The sequence below is a fragment of the Prosthecobacter sp. genome (assembly GCF_020439865.1).
In the GTDB taxonomy this organism is placed as follows: Bacteria; Verrucomicrobiota; Verrucomicrobiia; order Verrucomicrobiales; family Verrucomicrobiaceae; genus Prosthecobacter.
In genome coordinates, this window is sequence record NZ_JAGRPF010000180.1 from 1 (window position 1) to 18,946 (window position 18,946).

The 18,946-nt window shown below is 61.0% G+C and carries 14 protein-coding genes; 9 read left to right on the forward strand and 5 right to left on the reverse strand.

Going from position 1 to position 18,946, the window contains the following annotated elements:
- The coding region (locus KDL09_RS20430) for a S8 family serine peptidase (protein ID WP_294389257.1) at positions 1-3,398 on the forward strand (3,398 nt) is incomplete at its 5' end.
- Positions 3,399-3,405: 7 nt separating this feature from the next.
- On the opposite strand, the gene KDL09_RS20435 is transcribed toward KDL09_RS20430, so the two are convergent.
- Positions 3,406-4,557: a M20 family metallopeptidase gene (locus KDL09_RS20435; protein ID WP_294389259.1), complete on the reverse strand. Its 1,152-nt coding sequence runs from the start codon at positions 4,555-4,557 to the stop codon at positions 3,406-3,408.
- A gap of 144 nt (positions 4,558-4,701) precedes the next feature.
- On the opposite strand from KDL09_RS20435, the gene KDL09_RS20440 reads away from it, so the two are divergent.
- Positions 4,702-5,481, forward strand: coding sequence for a c-type cytochrome (locus KDL09_RS20440; RefSeq protein WP_294389261.1), 780 nt, complete (start codon positions 4,702-4,704; stop codon positions 5,479-5,481).
- A 10-nt stretch (positions 5,482-5,491) separates the two neighbouring features.
- Here KDL09_RS20440 and KDL09_RS20445 read toward each other — a convergent pair whose 3' ends face one another.
- Both KDL09_RS20445 and KDL09_RS20450 read right to left on the reverse strand, forming a co-directional pair.
- Complete coding sequence (locus KDL09_RS20445; protein WP_294389263.1) at positions 5,492-6,781, reverse strand: DUF1501 domain-containing protein; 1,290 nt, start codon at positions 6,779-6,781, stop codon at positions 5,492-5,494.
- A gap of 47 nt (positions 6,782-6,828) precedes the next feature.
- Positions 6,829-8,484 (reverse strand): DUF1553 domain-containing protein, encoded by a 1,656-nt coding sequence (locus KDL09_RS20450; protein ID WP_294389265.1) that lies wholly within the window; start codon positions 8,482-8,484, stop codon positions 6,829-6,831.
- A 101-nt stretch (positions 8,485-8,585) separates the two neighbouring features.
- Between KDL09_RS20450 and KDL09_RS20455 the strand changes: the two genes are divergently transcribed.
- The 6 genes from KDL09_RS20455 (at position 8,586) to KDL09_RS20480 (ending at position 15,613) form a co-directional block, all read left to right on the forward strand.
- The gene (locus tag KDL09_RS20455) at positions 8,586-9,755 is read left to right on the forward strand and encodes a DUF4013 domain-containing protein (protein ID WP_294389267.1); all 1,170 of its coding nucleotides are present in this window, start codon (positions 8,586-8,588) and stop codon (positions 9,753-9,755) included.
- 67 nt (positions 9,756-9,822) lie between these two features.
- Positions 9,823-10,590, forward strand: coding sequence for a sulfite exporter TauE/SafE family protein (locus KDL09_RS20460; protein ID WP_294389269.1), 768 nt, complete (start codon positions 9,823-9,825; stop codon positions 10,588-10,590).
- A 24-nt stretch (positions 10,591-10,614) separates the two neighbouring features.
- The gene (locus KDL09_RS20465; protein WP_294389270.1) at positions 10,615-13,380 is read left to right on the forward strand and encodes a PVC-type heme-binding CxxCH protein; all 2,766 of its coding nucleotides are present in this window, start codon (positions 10,615-10,617) and stop codon (positions 13,378-13,380) included.
- A 69-nt stretch (positions 13,381-13,449) separates the two neighbouring features.
- A complete protein-coding gene (gene galE / locus KDL09_RS20470) occupies positions 13,450-14,454 on the forward strand; it encodes a UDP-glucose 4-epimerase GalE (RefSeq protein ID WP_294389272.1) in 1,005 nt (334 codons plus the stop codon).
- Between the two features lie 54 nt (positions 14,455-14,508).
- The gene (locus tag KDL09_RS20475; protein WP_294389273.1) at positions 14,509-15,255 is read left to right on the forward strand and encodes a fibronectin type III domain-containing protein; all 747 of its coding nucleotides are present in this window, start codon (positions 14,509-14,511) and stop codon (positions 15,253-15,255) included.
- 31 nt (positions 15,256-15,286) lie between these two features.
- On the forward strand, positions 15,287-15,613 hold the full coding sequence (locus KDL09_RS20480; RefSeq protein ID WP_294389275.1) for a hypothetical protein: 327 nt from the start codon (positions 15,287-15,289) through the stop codon (positions 15,611-15,613).
- A 2-nt stretch (positions 15,614-15,615) separates the two neighbouring features.
- Here KDL09_RS20480 and recN read toward each other — a convergent pair whose 3' ends face one another.
- Complete coding sequence (gene recN, locus KDL09_RS20485; protein ID WP_294389277.1) at positions 15,616-17,277, reverse strand: DNA repair protein RecN; 1,662 nt, start codon at positions 17,275-17,277, stop codon at positions 15,616-15,618.
- A 47-nt stretch (positions 17,278-17,324) separates the two neighbouring features.
- Positions 17,325-18,185, reverse strand: a complete 861-nt coding sequence (locus KDL09_RS20490) for an AraC family transcriptional regulator (RefSeq protein ID WP_294389280.1) — start codon at positions 18,183-18,185, stop codon at positions 17,325-17,327.
- A 133-nt stretch (positions 18,186-18,318) separates the two neighbouring features.
- Between KDL09_RS20490 and KDL09_RS20495 the strand changes: the two genes are divergently transcribed.
- A partial coding sequence (locus KDL09_RS20495) for a dihydrodipicolinate synthase family protein (RefSeq protein ID WP_294389282.1) occupies positions 18,319-18,946 on the forward strand: 628 nt, incomplete at its 3' end.

Here is an 18,946-nt window from a genome sequence, read left to right on the forward strand (position 1 = left end):
AGATCGCGATCGGAGGAAAGCAATTCGAGCGTTCGCTGACCGAACGAGGCGCCAAGGGCGAATGGGTGCTCTATGAAAAAGGAGCGCCGCAGAACGACGGCACGCGGCGCTGGCTGACGCGGAAGGTGTTGGTCGAGCTTCAGCCCGGAACGGCGGCTGCGGGCCTGAAGGGCATCGCTGGTGTGCTGAACACAACGCCACGTGGCAAGTACGCCGTGGTCGAATTCGCCGGAACCCCGGACTCGGCGCTCGCAGGTGCGAAGGCGTTGCGAAACGTTCCCGGCGTGCGCACGGCGGAGCCAATGCTCGCGCGCCAGCAATTCCGGCGCTTTGTGCCGGACGATCCCTTCTTCGCCTACAATGCAGCGAACGCGGGCTACCAATGGCATTTGCAAAACACGGGGGCGAACGGCGGCACGGCGGGAGTCGATCTGAACGTGGTGCCCGCCTGGGACACCTACAAAGGCACCGGTGTGCGCATCGGCATCGTGGATGACGGCCTGGAGGTCGCACATCCCGACCTGGCGCCCAATGTTGATTTGATCAACGATCACGACTTCAACGACCTCGATGACGATCCCTCCCCCGGCCCGGATGATTTCCATGGCACGTCGTGCGCAGGCGTCGCCGCCGCGCGTGGCAACAATGGCATCGGTGTCAGTGGTTCTGCGCCCGAGGCCACGCTGGTTGGGCTGCGGCTCATCTCCGCTCCGACGACGGATGCCGATGAAGCGGACGCGATGTCCTACAGAAACGACATCATCCAGCTCAAGAGCAACAGTTGGGGGCCTTATGACAGCGCCTACGGAGCGTATGGCCCGGGACCGCTCGCACTCGCGGCAATCAATGATGCCACAACGAACGGACGTGGTGGCAAAGGCACCGTGTTCCTCTGGGCGGCAGGCAACGGCAACTACACCGGGGACGATTCGAACTACGACGGCTGGGCGAACTTGCCGAATGTGATCTCAGTGTCGGCAATCAACGACAAGGGCCGCGCGTCGTTTTACAGCGAGCCCGGATCGAACATCCTCGTCTGCGCGCCTTCCAACGGCGGCAAGCAGGGCATCACCACCACCGACCGCACGGGCGATTCCGGCTACAATGAGGACGGCGGCACCGTGGAGCATCCCGATTTCACCGACGTCGATTACACCGACATGTTCGGGGGCACTTCGTCGGCCACGCCCGCCGTGGCAGGTGTCATCGCTCTCATGCTTCAAGCAAATCCGAACCTGACGTATCGCGATGTGCAGGAGATTCTCGTCCGTACAGCCACGCAGAACGACCAATTCGATGGCGACTGGGTGACCAACGGCGCGGGCTTCCATTTCAATATCCGCTATGGCGCGGGGCTCGTGAACGCGCAGGCCGCCACTTCCACCGCCGCGACGTGGATCAACGTGGCACCGCTGCAAACAAAAGAATTCGCGCAAACCAGTCTCGCGCAGGCCATTCCTGACTCCGATTTGAACGGCACGTCGCGCACGTTCACCGTCTCCGCTGCGGACAATCTCCGGCTCGAGCACGTGCGCGTGAAGGTGAAGGCCACTCATCCCTATGTCGGCAATCTCCAGTGGTATCTGACCTCGCCCAGCGGTGTGAAAGTGCGCCTCGCACGCGCCCGCTTCAATGACACCGCCGCGAATCTCGACTGGACCTTCACCACCACGCACTTCTGGGGCGAACGCTCGGAAGGCGACTGGAAGCTCGAAGTCGCCGATCTCATGGTGGATTACACCGGCACGCTCGACGAGGCGACGATCATCTTCGAAGGCACACCGGCGGACAGCGCGCTGCCGCTTCCCGTCATCACGTCGAACTGGGTCATTGTTGGTCGTGAAGGCTGGGAACTGAAGCATCAGATCACCGCTTCCAATTTTCCCACGAGCTTCGCCACCGGGCGCTATTTGTACAGCGGTCTTCCCGCCGGGCTCGCCTTCAATCCGACCACCGGCCTCATCACCGGCACGCCGACCGAAACCGGCCTTTTCGACGGCTATCAGGATGCCACGAATACCACCGGCACCGGCGACCTGTACACTTACTATTACATCCTGGCCGCCACGCCGGCGCTCTCCACCGCTGTTGAACAGCCGACCACGACCAAAATCATCCCCTTTGGCTTTGGCGATCCCTTTTTGCAGACGGCCGTCACCCATGACGGCGTGGACGCGATTGAAACAGCCGTCGTCGATGACGATGAGTACTCGGGCATCGAATTCACCGTGAACGGCCCGGCGCGTCTGGAGTTCCAGTGGAGAGTCTCGTCGGAGAAGAACTACGATTATCTCATCCTAGCCGTGGACGGATACGTCCGCGACTACATCACCGGCGAGACGGACTGGACTCTCTCCTCGACCGATCTTGGCGATGGTCCGCACAATGTGGACATCTACTACAGCAAGGACGAGGCGACGGCGAAAGGTCAGGACAAAGGATGGATCGATGAAATGACCATAACGCCGATCAGCACGGTACCAGAAATCACCACCACGACGATTCAGGCATATCAAGGCGTCTACTTTCGCCACGTGCTTGAAGCCACCAACGCACCTGCCAGCTACTCCGCCGACGATCTTCCTGCCGGACTCACGCTGCACTCGACCACCGGGCTGATTTACGGCAGCATCGCCACCGCAGGCAGCTTTCCGGTGACCGTGCATGCCACGAACAGCTTCGGAACCGGCACAGCCACGATCACGATCAATGTCGGCACCGTTCCCGAAGGTCTTGCCGATGCCATCGACGCACCCGTGCAGGTCGTCACGACTTCAGGTGATCAAGGGTGGGTGCCGCAGCAGCTTTATTCCAGCGACGGCGAGGACGCCGCGCGCAGCGGACCCATCACCGACCTCCAGCAAAGCATCATGACGACCGAAGTCACAGGACCTTGCAAGGTGACGTTCTACTGGGGCATCTCGTCAGAGCCGGACTACGATTTCCTGCGCTTCTACATCGACGACGTCGAAAAGGACGCGATCAGCGGTGAGCTTGGCTGGACGCGCAAAGGTTTCCTCGTTCCCACCGGCACACACACGCTCAAATGGGCCTACATTAAAGATGATTTCACCGCCGCCGGTCTCGACTCAGGTTTTGTCGATCGTTTCGGCATCCACCAAGACAACGACGGCGACGGCGTCTACGCCGATGACGAGGCGTGGTTCGGCACCAGTGATCACGACCGCACGAGCCACCCGCAGTTCGTGCTCAACCGCTCCACCGACACCACGCTTCAGTTTCCTTCCGTTTCGGGAAACGACTACCGCGTCGAATACAGCGACGATCTGATCAAATGGACACCCGTCATCGTCACGGCCACCGGATCAAGCACGACCTGGACCGATCTCAATGCCTTGAACAAAACACGCCGCTTCTACCGCGTCGTCATTCCGTGAGCCCGAGCTACGCCAAGCTGCGGAGGAAACGCATGAAAAACGCGACACCGTCCTCCAGATCACTCGCCGCGATGAATTCGTCCTTCGTATGCGCTTGGGCAATGGAACCCGGACCGATCGCGATCGAGGGAGTTCCAGCGGCGGCAAGAAAGGCGGCGTCGCAGAACCATGGAGCTCCGGTTAGATCAGCGCCTGCGGCGATCAGCTTCTGCACGAACGGATTCGCCGGATCCGTGTCGAGATGAAGCGCCTCGCTGGCGACGGTGACACTGGCGGTCCGGTCAACCCGATGAACAAACTCGGTCAGCATGGCGAGCGCGCCTCCCACATGCTGCAGTCCGGGGGTCGTACGAATGTCCACCCGCAGCCTGCAGGAATCGGCCACGATGTTGCTGCGCGTACCACCCTGGATCATGCCGAGATTGATCGTACTAGCGCCGAGCCATTCGTCCTCGCCTCCCGCCTCGGCCAGAATCGCACGAAACTCGTTGTCGAGCGCCTCCACCAGCTTCGCCATTTTCACGATCGCGTTCACGCCGAGTTCCGGTGTGGCGCCGTGCACGGCGACGCCCGTGGTGTGCACATCGGCCCAGAGACACCCCTTGTGACGAAACACCGTCTTCAAACTCGTCGGCTCGCCGATGATCGCGAGATCGTAGCGCCCGTGATGCTTGGCAAAATGCTGAGAACCGAGCTGCGCGCTCTCCTCGGACATGAAGCCCGCGAAGTGCACCTCGACCGGCAGGTCGGGGATCTCAGCGCGCATTTCACGCAGTGCCCAGAGGAAAGAGGCCATCGGCCCTTTGGTGTCTGACGCTCCCCTGCCCCACACCTTGCCATCACGCAGCTCACCGCCGAAAGGATCGATCGTCATGCCGCCGACGCTCACGGTGTCCGTGTGCGGTGCAAAGAGGATGCGCGGCTTGGGCTTGCCGTCCGCGCCCGGGTTCGTGGGAAAACGACCGATCACATTCGGCCGTCCGGGTTCCACTTCGTCCAACACGGCCTTCGCACCCGAAGCAGCTAGAAATTCCGCGACATACTGCGCGCACTTCTCCTCGCCAACTCCCTCGGTGCCGGGATCGCCATCGGGATTGACCGACGGAATGCGCACAAGCGCCTGCGTAAGTTCGATGACGTTCCTGGGAGGCGATTCCATGCGGCAGAAAGGCACAGAGGCATCCAATGCGCAAGCACGCGCCTGATTTGTCCTCGGGTGCGCGGATTTTGGCAAAGAGGGCTCAGTGGCAGAATCGTTGGCGCATTGTTGCAACCCGCGTGCAACTTACCCCGTTTTCCTGCCATGAATTTTATCCGCCAGCCTCTTGTGCTCCTGATTCTCGGGCTCAATGGAGCCGTGTCGCATGCTGCCGATCCCAAGCCTCCCGTGCATGCCGTTGATCCTGTTCACCCTGCCATTGCAGCGACGAAGGCAACGAAGGCAACAGACGGCAAGGCCATATTCCAAGCCGTCTGTGCGCAGTGCCATGGCGCAAATGGTGAAGGCAAGATCGAGATGAAAACGCCGTCCATCGCGGGCATGCCTTCATGGTATGTGACCACTCAGTTCGCGAATTTCCGTGAAGGCCGCCGGGGTCAGAACGCCGCCGATGCCCAGCCCTTCATGATGGCGAGCATCGCAAAGGCCCTGCAGCCAGAGCAGGTGAAGGCCGTGATCGGCCATGTTGAAAAGATGCCCGTGGTCGTTCCCACAGGCAAAGACCGGGAGATGACCAACGTGGATCCCGGCGAAGGCATGCAGCTCTTCCAGGAGCGCTGCATGGAGTGCCATCGCTACAACGCCAGCGGCGAGATGGCCTTTGGCAGTCCGCCGCTCATCGGCCGGCAGGCATGGTATCTCGAAGAGCAGCTCAAACGATTCAAAGCGGGCAAAAGGGGAGCGGTCAAGAATGACGTGAATGGCGCGAAGATGGTGCAAATGGCCAAGCTCTTCATCGAGGACGACCAGATGCTGCGCAACGTGGTGGCCTACATCATGACGCTCAATCCGGAGCCCGAACAGCCCGCGCCCTTGATCGAAGGCAGCCCCTTCAAGGATGAAGTGAAGACGGCAGAGCGGTGATTGAATCTGTTCAAGCCCTCAGCTCTCCGACCACCTCGCCCTTGCTCAGCGCCATCGGGCGTCCGACTGGAGTCATGATCTCCTTGCTGTAATCGATGCCCAGCAGGTCCTGCACGGTGGCGTGCAGATCCTCGACGAGCACGGGGTTCTCAGGTTCCTTTTTCTCGCCTTCGGGATCCGTGGAACCGATGACACGACCACCGGCGAAACCACCGCCCGCTACGAGCATGCTGAACGCATGCGGCCAGTGATCACGCCCGCCGACATTGTTGATCTTCGGCGTGCGACCGAATTCGCCGCCGCAAATCACGATCGTGCTTTCCAGCAGGCCGAGTTTTTTCAAATCACGGATCAACGAAGCGTAAGCCGCGTCGAGGATCTTCACCTGCGTGGCCTGACCTTCGAGATTGTTTGCATGCGTGTCCCACCCTGTCAACGTGACCTCGACGCAGCGCACACCCGTTTGAATCAATCGCACTGCCGCGAGGCAGCCGCGGCCGAAGGGCGTGTCGCCATAGGCATCACGCTCGGCGACGGTGGCTTTGCTGACGTCGAAGGCGTTGAGCTGCTCGGAGGTCATCATCCGGCGGGCCTTCTGCATCGAGAGCTGATGCAGCGTCTTGTTTTTGTCCAAGTCGGGCGCACGTCCGGCGGCGAAGGCACGCTCGACGACGCTCAGGCTCTCGAGCCTGCGCTCGAGGCGCTGATCTTCCACGCGGGCGCGCACGTCCGGGATGCTGCTCTTCGGATCATAGACCTGAAACGCGTCGTATTGCGGACCGAAGAAACCGCCGCGGGCAGGCCACTGGTTTGGCAGGATGGAGACATGCGTCGGAATCTCGATTTTAGCCTCGGGCAGTTCGTGGCAGGCGATCGCGCCGATGCTCGGATGAATGAGCGTAGGATCGGGGCGATAACCGGTCTTGATGTTGTAGAACGCGCGTTCGTGATCGCCCTCCTTGCTCACCATGGAGCGAATCAGCGACACATCCTGCATCACGCTCGCGGTTTGCTCGAGTCCTGCAGCGAATTCGACGCCCTTGATTGCCGTCGGGATCGTTTTGACTCCGCCGCCAATCTTGGTTGTCGGATGCGGGTCAAAGGTGTCAAGCTGGCTCGCTGCACCGCCGAGCCAGAGAAGAATCACCGAGCGCGCCGGCTTACCCTTCGGTGCTCTCTCAGCCTCCACGGCGAGAATGTCCGCGAGCGGCGTGAGCCAGGAGATGCCCGCAGTGCCCGCGCCACGGAGGAGGGAGCGGCGAGTTAGATGCGAGCGGCTTTGGCAGGGAGAAGTGTTCATGGCATTCGACATTTTGAATTCAGGTTTCGTCATTCCCGCTCCGCGGGCTAGTGGTTCCAGGAAAACTCGGTGGCGTTCATGAGCGTCCAGTAGAGGTCGGCCATCGCATTGCTTTTGGAGCGTTTCGAGGCGGCGATCTGTCCTTTGAAGAGAGCGGCTTCCTCGTCCGTGGGACGTCGCGTGAAAATGGAAAGATAGGCGGCCTCCACCGCCGACGCAGCGTCAGGCGCCAGCATGCCGATCCGCGTGCTCGCATTGATGATCGGATTGTTGGTGATGTTGTTGTTGATCATGCTGCCGTTCATCAGCAGCAGGCGCTGCGGAATGGTGCCCGCGCCATCATCAAATGTGTCCTCGCCGGAGTCGCCGTAGCGCTTCACGAAGTTGCTTACGTCTGCATTGCGTTTGAGGCGAAAGAGCACGTGCGTCTCTGAATCAATCGTAGTCAGCGACGAAGCCTGAATGACGCTGCCCGCCATCTGCTCGGGTCGCAGACGTGTGACTGGAAACACCGCCCAGTGATCTTCCGCCGCCTGCGTGGCCGGATGATCGGGATCCGCCGAACGGCTCGACTGCTGAAACACACGCGTGGCCACCATCACGCGCATCAGGCGCTGCAAATCGCAACCGTGGGCGATGAAGTCGTCGGCCAACTTTTCCATGCCCGGCGGAAACGGCCCCTCGAGTGGCACCTCGTCCACCGGCGAAACCAGCGGGCGATTGAAGAGCATCGCCCACATGCGGTTCACGATGGCACGTGCGAAAGCCTTGTTCTCCTTGGCCGTGACCCAGGCGGCGAGCTGCTCCCGCGGCGTGCCTTTCGTCGGCAGCAATTCCGGTTTCCATGGCACCTTGGCAGGCACCTTTTCCTCCTCCATCTCGCCGAGGTAACGGACTTTGTAGGGCTTGCTCTTCGGATTGTAGCGCAGGCCGTTCACGTTGAAACTCATCTGTCCGAAGTAGGACGCGAGCTGATGGAAGTCCGTCTGCTTCCATGGGCTGCCAAGCTTGCCATCATGGCACTGGACGCAGTCGATGCGCACCCCGAGGAACGCCCGGCTCACCTTCGCGGCGAGCTTCGCTTCGTCCGGCCCCTTTTTGTTCTCATTCGTCACGGTGATGAAGTTCACCGCCGGGTTGGTGGTCCACACGCCTTCGCAGTCGATCAGTTCACGCACGACCTGGTCGTAGGGCCGGTTCTTCTGCAGAGCATCGCTGAGCCAGTCCACCAACCGACGACGACGGTAGGTCAGAAACGGCCCGTTTTCGATGCCCACATACACACGTGCGAAGCGCTCCGCCAGATAGTCGCTGGTGCGACGGTCGCCCAGCAGTTGCGTGAGCCACCACTGACTGACGTCCACGCCTTTCACCGTCTCCAGCGCCCTGATCTCCTGCAGCGAAGGAATGCTCCCCGTCAACGCGAGCGACAGCCGCCTCGCAATGGTCAGGTTGTCCGCCGGGGCCGCCGCTTGGAGTTTTTCCTGCTCCCATGCCTTTTCAAAGTCAGCGTTCACTCCGGCCGCGACCGTCTGGATGTCCTTCAATTCCGCCGCAGACAATCCTACATTCCGATTGATGGCGGCCACGGGTGGCACAAACCAACCGCCAACACTCCAGACGACGGCACCGGCCAGCGCGCCAAGGATCACGACATTGCGCAGCCACGCGAACCAGTTCACAGAGTTGGACGGTGGATTCATGAGGGGCGGCTTTGAATCGCTGACTAACACGCGGATTCTAATTCGGTTTCTCCCAGAAATCCCGCAACATTCTCGAACCCGCCGGCTTTCATAGCGCTCCCATGTCAGAAGCCGTCCTCCAGCCACCTCCCCTGCCCGTGCCTGCCGTCGAGGCGCCGCGTCAGTCGTGGCTGGGAAGACTCTGGACGCGCCGGATTTCGCCGGTGCTCGACTGGCTGTTCGGCCTCGTGGCGCTGATCGTTCTGGTCGCCGCCTGCTCGGTCATTCCGGTGCTCAATTTCCTCAGCCTCGGCTACCTGCTGCACGTGAGCGGCACGGTCGCGCGGACCGGCCGGCTGCGCGACGGCTTCATCGGCGTGCGCAAGGCCTCGGTCTTCGGCAGCATTGCCGCCGGCATATGGATCGTCGTCTGGCCTGCGCGGATCCTGTCAACCTTCTGGAAGGACGCTGAGCTGATCGCTCCCGGCAGTGGAACCGCCCGCGTCTGGCATGTTGCGCTCATTCTTGTCACCATCGTCACGGTCCTGCACATCCTGTGGGCGAGCGTCCGCGGCGGCAAGCTCTGGCACTTCCTCTGGCCGCAGCCGCTGCGCCTCCTGCGTTGGCTGCGTGCGCCGGACAAAATCAGCGGCCTCCAGCACACGATCACCGACTACATCGTCGGCCTGAGACTGCCCTTTTACTTCTGGCTCGGCCTGCGCGGCTTCATCGGCGCACTGGCATGGCTGATCGTCCCTGTGGGCATCCTCATGGCCGCGCCGCGTCTTGCTGTGGGAGGCACGGTCATCGTCTCGCTCATCGGCGGCATCCTTCTGTTTCTTGTGGCCATCCATCTGCCCTTTCTCCAGGCGAACTTTGCGCAAAGCGGCCGCTTCAAGGCGCTGTTCGAATGGCGCGAGGTGCGTCGTCAGTTTGCGCGTGCGCCGCTGGCCTTCTGGTTCGCTCTGCTGGTCACACTGCTCTTCGCCATTCCGCTCTATTTGCTCAAGATCGAACTCACGCCGCAGGAACTCGCCTGGGCGCCGAGCCTGCTCTTCGTCATCTTCATTTTTCCCGCACGCATCCTCACCGGCTGGGCACTAGGCCGGGCGCTGCGTCACGAGCAGCCGCGTCACTGGTTCGCGCGCTGGACGGCGCGCCTCGGCATCCTGCCTGTCGCGCTGGCTTACGTGCTGGCGAATTATTTTGTTCCCTTCCTCGCTTCCAACGGCGTTCTCAGCCTGCTCGAACAGCACGCCTTCCTCGTTCCCGCGCCGCTGATGGCACTGTGACAAAAGTCCGCGGAACACGAGTTAACTCTTGTTCGTCACTCCGCATTCGCCATTCGTCATTCCCCGAATGACCTGGCTTACCGAACACACCCTCCTGCCCGCCGATGCGTGGTTGCTCGTGCTGGCAACTTTGGGAGCCATGTGCATCGGGATGTCCAAGGCGGGCCTGTCCGGCACCTCGACGCTCAACGTCGTTCTAATGGCGCGCATCTTCGGCGCAAAGGAATCCGTCGGCGTGATCCTGCCCATGCTCATCGCGGCGGACTTCATGGGCTACATCGTCAATCGCAAGGGCGGAAGCTGGCGGCGCATCGTGCCCATGGTGCCGCCGGCCATCGCAGGCGTGGTCGTCGGCTGGCTCCTGCTTGGCAAATTCGACAACGCCATGGCGCGCATCGTCATCGGCTGGATCATCATCGCGCTGCTCATCTTCAACTGGGTGCTCAACAAACGCCGGCAGGATTTCATCGCGCTCACCGAGCACCATGGCTTCACTTGGTCGATGGGATTCCTCGCGGGCGTGGTCACCATGCTGGCCAACGCCGCAGGACCGGTGATGACCGTTTATCTCCTTGCCCAGCATCTGGAGAAAAAGGAATACCTCGGCGTCTTCAGCCGCTTCTTCCTTTTCATCAATCTCTTCAAGCTGCCCTTCAGCACCAACCTCGGCATCATCAATCCGAAGTCATTGATGACCAACCTCACCCTGATGCCCGCGGTCGTGATCGGCGTGGTCATCGGCTGGTGGATCCTCAAGCACCTGCCACAGAAGATTTTCGAAAACGTCCTCTTCTGGCTCACCGCCTTCGCCGCCGTGTGGTTGATCTGGGGATGAGCCGGCGTAGTAACTCCTCGCTCCATGAAACAGATCCTGACCAGCCTTCTTCTCATCAGCAGCGCTCTGTCCGCCGATTTCCCCGAGCCCTACAACAGCGAGCCCGGCAATCCTTCGCCAATGCCCCCGCAGGATGCGCTGGAGGCGCTCAAACTGCCGGAAGGCTTCAAGGCCACGCTCTTCGCCGCCGAACCTGATGTGCAAAATCCGATCGGCATGGCGTGGGACGCGAAAGGACGCATGTGGGTCGCCGAAAACTACACCTATGCCGAACGTGCGAAGCGCTTCGACCTCTCGCTGAAAGACCGCGTGATCATCCTCGAAGACAAAGACTGGGACGGCGTCGCCGAGACGCGCAAGGTCTTCACCGATGACGTGCAAATGCTCACCAGCGTCGAAGTCGGTCGCGGTGGCGTGTGGCTCATGTGCCCGCCGCAGGTGCTTTTCATCCCTGATCGCAATGGCGATGACATTCCCGATGGCGAACCCGAAGTCGTGCTCGACGGCTTCACCGTGGCGAAGGACAACTACCACAACTTCGCCAACGGTCTGCGCTTTGGCCCTGATGGCTGGCTCTACGGCCGCTGTGGTCACTCCTGCCCCGGCAAGCTCGGCGTTCCCGGCACACCCGATGAACAACGCGTGCCGATGAAAGGCGGCATCTGGCGCTATCATCCGGAAAAAAAGATCGTCGAAGTCCTCACCCACGGCACCACGAACCCGTGGGGTCACGATTGGGATGCGAATGGCGAGATGTTTTTCATCAACACCGTCACCGGCCATCTCTGGCATCTCATTCATGGCGCCCATCTCGTGGACTCGAACACGATGAATCCGCTCATCTACGAGAAGCTCGACACCATCGCCGACCACTATCACTACGACCGCACGGGCGCCTGGAGCGAATCCCGCGGTGGCAAGGCCAACCACCTCGGCGGCGGTCACGCGCACATCGGCATGATGATTTATCAGGCTGACCAGTGGCCCGAATACTATCGCAACAAGCTCTTCACGCTGAACATGCACGGCCGCCGCACGAATGTGGAGCGCCTCGAGCGCAACGGCAGCGGCTACGTCGGCAAACACGAGCCAGACATTTTCCTCAGCGACGATCCCTGGTTCCGCGGCATCGAAATCAGCACCGGCCCGGACGGCAGCGGCTTCATCCTCGACTGGAGCGACACCGGCGAATGCCACGAATCCAACGGTGTCCACCGCACCAGCGGCCGCATCTTCCGCGTAAGTTATGGCGAACCAAAGAAGCCCGAAAAGCCCTTCGCATGGCGCAAACCGTGGCCGAAGGCGGATTTGAATTCATCGGACGAGCACGCACGCGCTCTCGCCATTCGCGAACTCGTCCAATTCTCGCCGCTCGACGCCATCCCGGGTCCGATGCCGCACGCCACGTATCCTGAACTCGCTTTCGATCCTGTGAAAATGGCTGTGGATGAAAAGTCCGCCTTCGTTCGCCTCCAACTCGCCTCCACCCTTCAGCGTCTTCCCGTCTCCAAACGCGCCGAACTCGCCGCCACGCTCCTCTCGCACACCGAGGACGCCAACGATCCATTCCTGCCTTACATGGTCTGGTTCGGCATTTCGCCGCTCGCCAAACATGAACCGATGGCGCTCGTTCAACTCGCGAAGAACTGCACGTGGCCGCAGACGCTGCGCTGGATTGCCCGCAGCCTCGCTCCGCAACCGGAGGCATTGAACGCGCTGCTGGCAGTCAACGGCTCCGACGAAGTGCTCGAAGGCATGAGCGAGGCCTTCAAAGGCATCCGCAAGGCTCCGAAGCCTGCGAATTGGGACAAGGTCGCCTCCGCATCGAAATCGCCTCTCATTCGCGACCTTAGCATCCTCTTCGGCGATGGGCGTGCGCTCGACGACGTGAAGCAGATCGCGCTCGATGGCAAAGCCGATGTTCTCGCACGCGAATCCGCCCTCAAGACGCTGATCGAAAACCGGCCGCCCGACCTCCGCGAAATCTGCACGCAGCTTTTGGAAGTCCGAGGCGTCAACGTCACCGCCGTGCGCGGCCTTGCTTTGTTCGACGATCCCGAAATCGGGCAAAAGCTTGCCACCAGCTATCGGAAGTTCGCTCCTGCTGAACGCCAGACTGTCATCGACACACTGGTATCGCGTCCGTCCTTCGCAAAAGCCCTGCTCAAAGAGATGGCTGCCGGGAAAATTCCGCGTGCCGATCTCAGCGCCTTTCACGCCCGACAGATCAACTCGTTCCATGATGACGCGCTCTCCAAACAACTGGTCGAAGTCTGGGGTGAATTGCGCGAATCCGCCGCAGACAAAAAGGAGCTCATCGAAAAGCTCAAGAAGCAGCTCACTCCCGATACCCTCGCAAAAGCCAATCTGAGTCAGGGCAGGATGCTCTTCACTGCCGTCTGCGGCGCATGCCACACCATGTACGGCCAAGGAGGCAAGATCGGGCCCGACCTGACCGGCTCAGGACGCGCGAACCTCGATTACTTGCTCGAAAACATCGCCGATCCGAGCGGCGTGGTCAGCGCCGACTTCCGCATGAGCCTGCTCACGCACAAGGATGGTCGCATTCTCAGCGGCGTCATCGCCGAATCGAACGATCGCACGCTGACGTTGCGCACCCTGACCGAAACTCTCACCTTGGAACGCGCCGACATCGTCAAACAGGAAACCTCGCCGATGTCCATGATGCCCGAGGGTTTGCTGCTCGCCTTTCAGCCGGACCAGGTGCGCGATCTGATCGCCTACCTCATGCATCCGGTGCAGGTGCCCATGCCAAAAGCGGCTCCGTAAGCCATCGCGCAGATGGATTTGAAGCAAACTTCGTTTGGCAGCACCGGCGGCGCCTGCTGTATTTGCTGAATGTCACAAGGAACCCTCCTTATCACCGGCGGCGCGGGCTACATCGGCTCGCACACCGTCCGCCATCTGCTGGAGCAGAACGAGCGCGTCGTCGTTCTCGACAATCTCGTCTTCGGTCATCGCGACGCGCTGCCGCTGGACCGTGTGACGTTCATCGAAGGCGACATGGCTGACGCCGCGCTGGTGGAAAAACTTTTTGCCGAACACAAACCGGAGGCCGTGCTGCACTTCGCCGCGTTCGCGTATGTCGGTGAATCGGTGACCGATCCGCTCAAGTATTACCGCAACAACCTCGCTGCGCCGCTCACGCTGCTCGAAGCCATGCAGCGCCATAGCTGCAAGCGCTTCATCTTTTCCTCCACCTGTGCGACGTATGGCGATCCGGTGCGCATTCCCATCGACGAATCGCACCCGCAGTCACCCGTGAATCCTTACGGGGCCTCCAAGTGGATGCTGGAACGCGTGCTGCGTGACTGTGACCGCGCCTGGGGTCTGAAGTCCGTCTTCCTTCGTTACTTCAACGCCAGCGGCTGCCATCCGAGCGGCGAGATCGGCGAGGATCACAATCCCGAGACGCATCTCATCCCGCTCGTGCTTCAAGCCGCCGCAGGTCTGCGCCCGCACATCACCGTCTTCGGCACCGACTACCCGACGCCTGACGGCACCTGCATCCGCGACTACATTCACGTCTGCGATCTCGCATCGGCGCACGCACTTGCTTTGAACTACCTGCGCAAAGAAGGTGAAACGGTGGCCGTCAATCTCGGCACCGGCAAAGGCTTCAGCGTCAAAGAAATCATCACCACCGCTGAAGCTGTCACCGGACGCACCATCCCGGTCAGCTATGGAGAACGACGCGCCGGCGATCCCTCGGAGTTGATTGCAGATCCTAGACTGGCTAAGCAAATCCTTCAGTGGCAGGCGGTTCACCTCGACCCACGAGACCACATTGACTCAGCGTGGAGATGGATGAATGGAACACGACGAGGGCGTTACGCAGTTTGAACAGTCTTCCCTTAAGACTGTCCCACTGTAATCCCCTGTTTGTTCCAACCCTTCATGAGAACTTTTGTTCATCAGTTCATCTGCGTCCTCGCGTGCCTTGGCGGTACGCTGTTGCACGCTGTTGAACTGGTCGGACAGCCCAAGGCGACCACCACGGCAAACACGGCGACGGTCCAATGGCGCACGGATGTGGACTGCGGCACCCGCCTGCAGTTTGGCCGGAATCCCGACACGCTGGATCAAAAGGCCGAAGGTGTGGTGACCAGTGATCACAAGATCGTCCTCGAGTCGCTGGCTCCAGGAACGACCTACCATTTCAGCGTCGGCAGCGCACGCACACGACTTGCCACCGGAACCTTCACCACCGCCGGTGGCTCCGGCGCAGCCTCGCCGCAGCCTTCGCTCATGCGACGCGTGCTGGATGTGTTCACGCCTGAAAGCAAGGCGGAAGCCAAAGTGGTGTCGGCGAAAACTCCGCCGACGCAGCAAACATGGGCTCATCCCGATTCGCTGCGGGATCACTTCGAACGACATGGTCGTGACTTTTCCAGCAAGACGCCTGACGATTATGCCGCGCAGGCCTGGCAGTTTCTCCAGCGCGCCCGCACGGAGAATCTGCCCATGAAACTCGACGACACCGACGGCACGCTTCGTGTCTTCGATCCTAATACTCGCGCCTTCGCCGCCTACGACGGCAGCGGCAGAACCAAGACCTTCTTCAAGCCAGAAAGCCCCACCTACTGGCAGCGTCAGCCCGGACGCACCGTGAGATCCTCCGAACTCAGGCTGCGTTCCCGCTGAATTCAAAACTCAGAACCTCCGAAAACCAACCATGAAAGTCCACAACAACTACTGTCCCGTATGCGGCTATGACAAGCTCGCGGAACCGCCTCGGAACCGCACCGGCGGCGCTTCCATGGAGATCTGCGCCTGCTGCGGATTTCAGTTCGGCGTCACCGACGATGACAAAGGCATCAGTTACGACGACTTCCGCCAGCAATGGATCACCGACGGCATGCCATGGACCAGCACCGCGAAAAAGGCCCCCAAAGGCTGGAATCCGCAGACCCAGCTCGGTTCGCTCGCGCTGCGCGCCACGCTCAGCCGTGTGAAAGGCCGCCCGCCACGGATGATGCTCGGCACCCCGCAGATCGCCTGAATTCAAGCCGCCCCTTTGAGCAGGCTCAGGGCATGCACGCGCGCACTTGCCGCGCTGCCGCCGAGCATGCGCGCGAGTTCATCGACCCGCTCTTCGTCGCTGACTTCCTGAATCTGCGAACGCGTGGTGTCGCCGCTGATCTCCTTGGTCACCACAAAGTGGCTCTGCGCCAAGGAAGCAACCTGCGGGAAATGCGTGATGGCAATGACCTGATGGGTTGCACCAAGCCCGGCCATCTTGCGTCCCACCGCCTCGGCAATGTTACCGCCGACGTTCGCGTCAATTTCATCGAACACGAGCAACGGCACGGCATCCTGTTTCGCCAGAGCGCTCTTCACCGCCAGCAACACGCGTGACATCTCACCACTCGATGCAGTGAGCCGCAGCGGCTTTGAAGGCTCACCAGGATTCGGAGCAAAGTGGAAATCCACCTCCTCCAGGCCGTTGCGCTCGGGTGAAGGCAGCGCCATGAGCTGCGCCTCAAACACGCTGCGCTTGAATCCGAGATCGAGGAGATGCGAGGCAACCTCCTTGGCCAGTTTCGGCGCAGCATCAGCTCGCTTTTTCGAGATCAGCTTTCCTAGCTTCAACACTTCAGCCTCACGTTCCTTCACGAGTTTCTGCAGTTTCGCAATCTCTTCGCCGCGATTCTCCATCTTCGCGAGTTTGCGTTCGGTCTCGGCCAGGGATTCGAGAATCTCCGCGATCGTGCGTCCGTACTTCCGCTTCAGCGTCTGAATCGTGTGAATGCGACTCTCCAGCTTGTCCAGCTCCGCGGCGTCGATCTCCAGATCGCCTGCGTAGTCCTGCACGCTGCTTTCCAGTTCCGTAAGTTCGATCTGCGCGGATTTGAACCCTCCAAACAGCGCCGCCGTGCCCGGGTCGATCTTTTCCAGCTCATGGATGCTGCGGCCGATCTCACGCAAACCATCGATCACACTGCCTTCGCCCTCGCTCAGACGGCTGGTGATGCTGCCGCAGAGCTCGGCAAGACGCGCACCGTTGGCAGCGATGCGATGACGCGATTCGATTTCCTCTTCTTCGCCCGGCTTGAGATTGGCGGCCGCGATTTCATTCGCCTGAAACTTCAGCATGTCGATCTGCTGAGTGGAGGCTCGCTCGGAATTCTCCAATTCATCGAGTTCCGCCACCGCAGCGCGCCACAGCTTCCAGGCGTCCTGATATTTGCCCAGCATCTCTTCGCCACCGGCAAACTTGTCCAGCATCTCCAGCTGCCGCTCTTTCGAGTTTAGCGATTGATGATCATGCGGTCCGTGCAGATCGACCAAAAACTCGCCGAGGCTCTTCAGAACCTGAATCGTCACCGGTGAGCAATTCACGAACTGCTTGTTCGCGCCGCTGGTGCTGATGGTGCGCTTGATGAGCAGTTCGCCGTCCTGGCAGGGCTCCAGTCCGGCCTCCTCCAGCACGGCATCAATCGCCCGCGTGTCCTTCAGATGAAAACCCGCCTCCACCGTGCAGGCATCCTGCCCGTTGCGGATCAGGCTGCGGTCCGCACGCTCACCGAGAATGAGCTTCAAAGCGCCGACGATGATCGACTTCCCCGCCCCCGTCTCTCCGGTCACACCGACGAGACCAGCGGCCAGTTCCCACGTCACATCCTCGACGAGTGCGAGATGGCGGATTTTGAGGAAGGAAAGCATGCGGCGCAGAGAAAGGGTGGCGGAGTATGGAATGCGCCGCACGCATTTCAACCGCCGCGAGGCGATCTTCCGCTCCATGCCTTGAAGGCACGGGAAAAGTGCGCGGCCGACTTGTAGCCCAGCTCCGCCGCCACGCTCTTCACCAACGCGTCCGGCTGGCGCAGTTTGATGGCCGCCTGGGACAGCTTCAGGCGCGTGAGACAGGCGAGAGGCGTTTCAATGTCGTAACGCTGAAACAGTCGCGTGAAGTACGCCGCAGAGACATGGCAGGCTTTGGCCGCCTGCTCGATGCTGCTGAGCACCGGGTAGTTCCGCAGCAAGTGTCCCCGGCAGCGCAGGTAAGTGGCATAAGCGGGATCCATTCTCGTATCGGCGGACTGCCGGCTGTCAGCACAAAGCACCAGCGCGTGTTCCAGTGCCGCACAAGCCGCACGCAGGCCGAAACGACCGCCACGCAGGGCGTGATCGATCACCTCCTCCAGAAGCGTCACCACCCGGGAGGCGTCTGTGACCCGCAAAACACTGCCGGAGGTGAGCTCAAGTTCGCTCATCAACGACGTCGCCCGCCTGCCGGAGAAATTGAAAAAGTACTTCACCATCGGCTCGTTCGCCGAGCTGCGAATGACGTGCGGCGTGGTCGAGTCATAGACAAAGGCATGCCCCGCCTCGAGTTCATGCGTTTGATCCGCCAGCGTGACGCTGCCATGTCCTCTGGACACAAACTCGAAGGCCAGGAACGGAAACGTCCTTCGGTCCACGACGAAGTCAGGAGCACACCACTCGCACCCTCCGCCCACAAGACCCAGCGTTCCCGCATCATGCTGGCGCTCCTCCCAGCCCGGCAGGAAGAACCGACGCGTGCGCATGACCTGCGTCGAAAAATAGTCGGCCTGATCGGTGGTTTGCATGAGGCTGGGGTCCAAGTTCAAAGGTCTCAGTCCCAAATTTCTTGCGCGGAGAGTCAAGAATCGTCACCTCAGCGCCAAAGATAAGCTGTGGGCAGAGCTTGCCTTATCGAGGGGGAGGCTGTCAGTTTTCGGCATGTCCCAACCTCTCTCAGGCATCATCCCGCCTCTGATCACGCCGCTCCGCGATCGCGACACCCTCGACTCGACCGGTTTGGAGCGTCTCGTCGAGCACCTCATCCGAGGCGGCGTTAACGGCCTGTTCATTCTCGGAACCACCGGAGAAGGCCCGAGCCTCAGCTATCGTCTCAGGCGCGAACTGATTGAGCATACCTGCAAACTGGCCGCCGGACGAGTTCCCGTGCTTGTCGGCATCACCGACACGTCGTTCACCGAGAGCGTGAACCTCGCCAAATACTCGGCTGATGCCGGAGCCACGCATGTCGTGCTCGCGCCGCCGTATTACTTCCCTGCCGCACCGCCGGAGATGCTCGAATACGTGCAGGACCTCGTGGCTGAGATGCCGCTGCCGCTCTTCCTCTACAACATGCCAGGTTTGACGAAGGTGAGCTTCGAGATCGACCTCGTGCGCCGCGCGCTCGACATGCCCGGCGTCTGCGGCGTGAAGGACAGTTCATGCGACATGATCTACTTCCATCGTCTGATCGAAGTCGCGAAGCAACGCGCCGACTGGAGCGTGCTCGTCGGCCCTGAAGAACTCACTGCCGAGGCGGTGCTGCTCGGTGGTCACGGCGGCATCAATG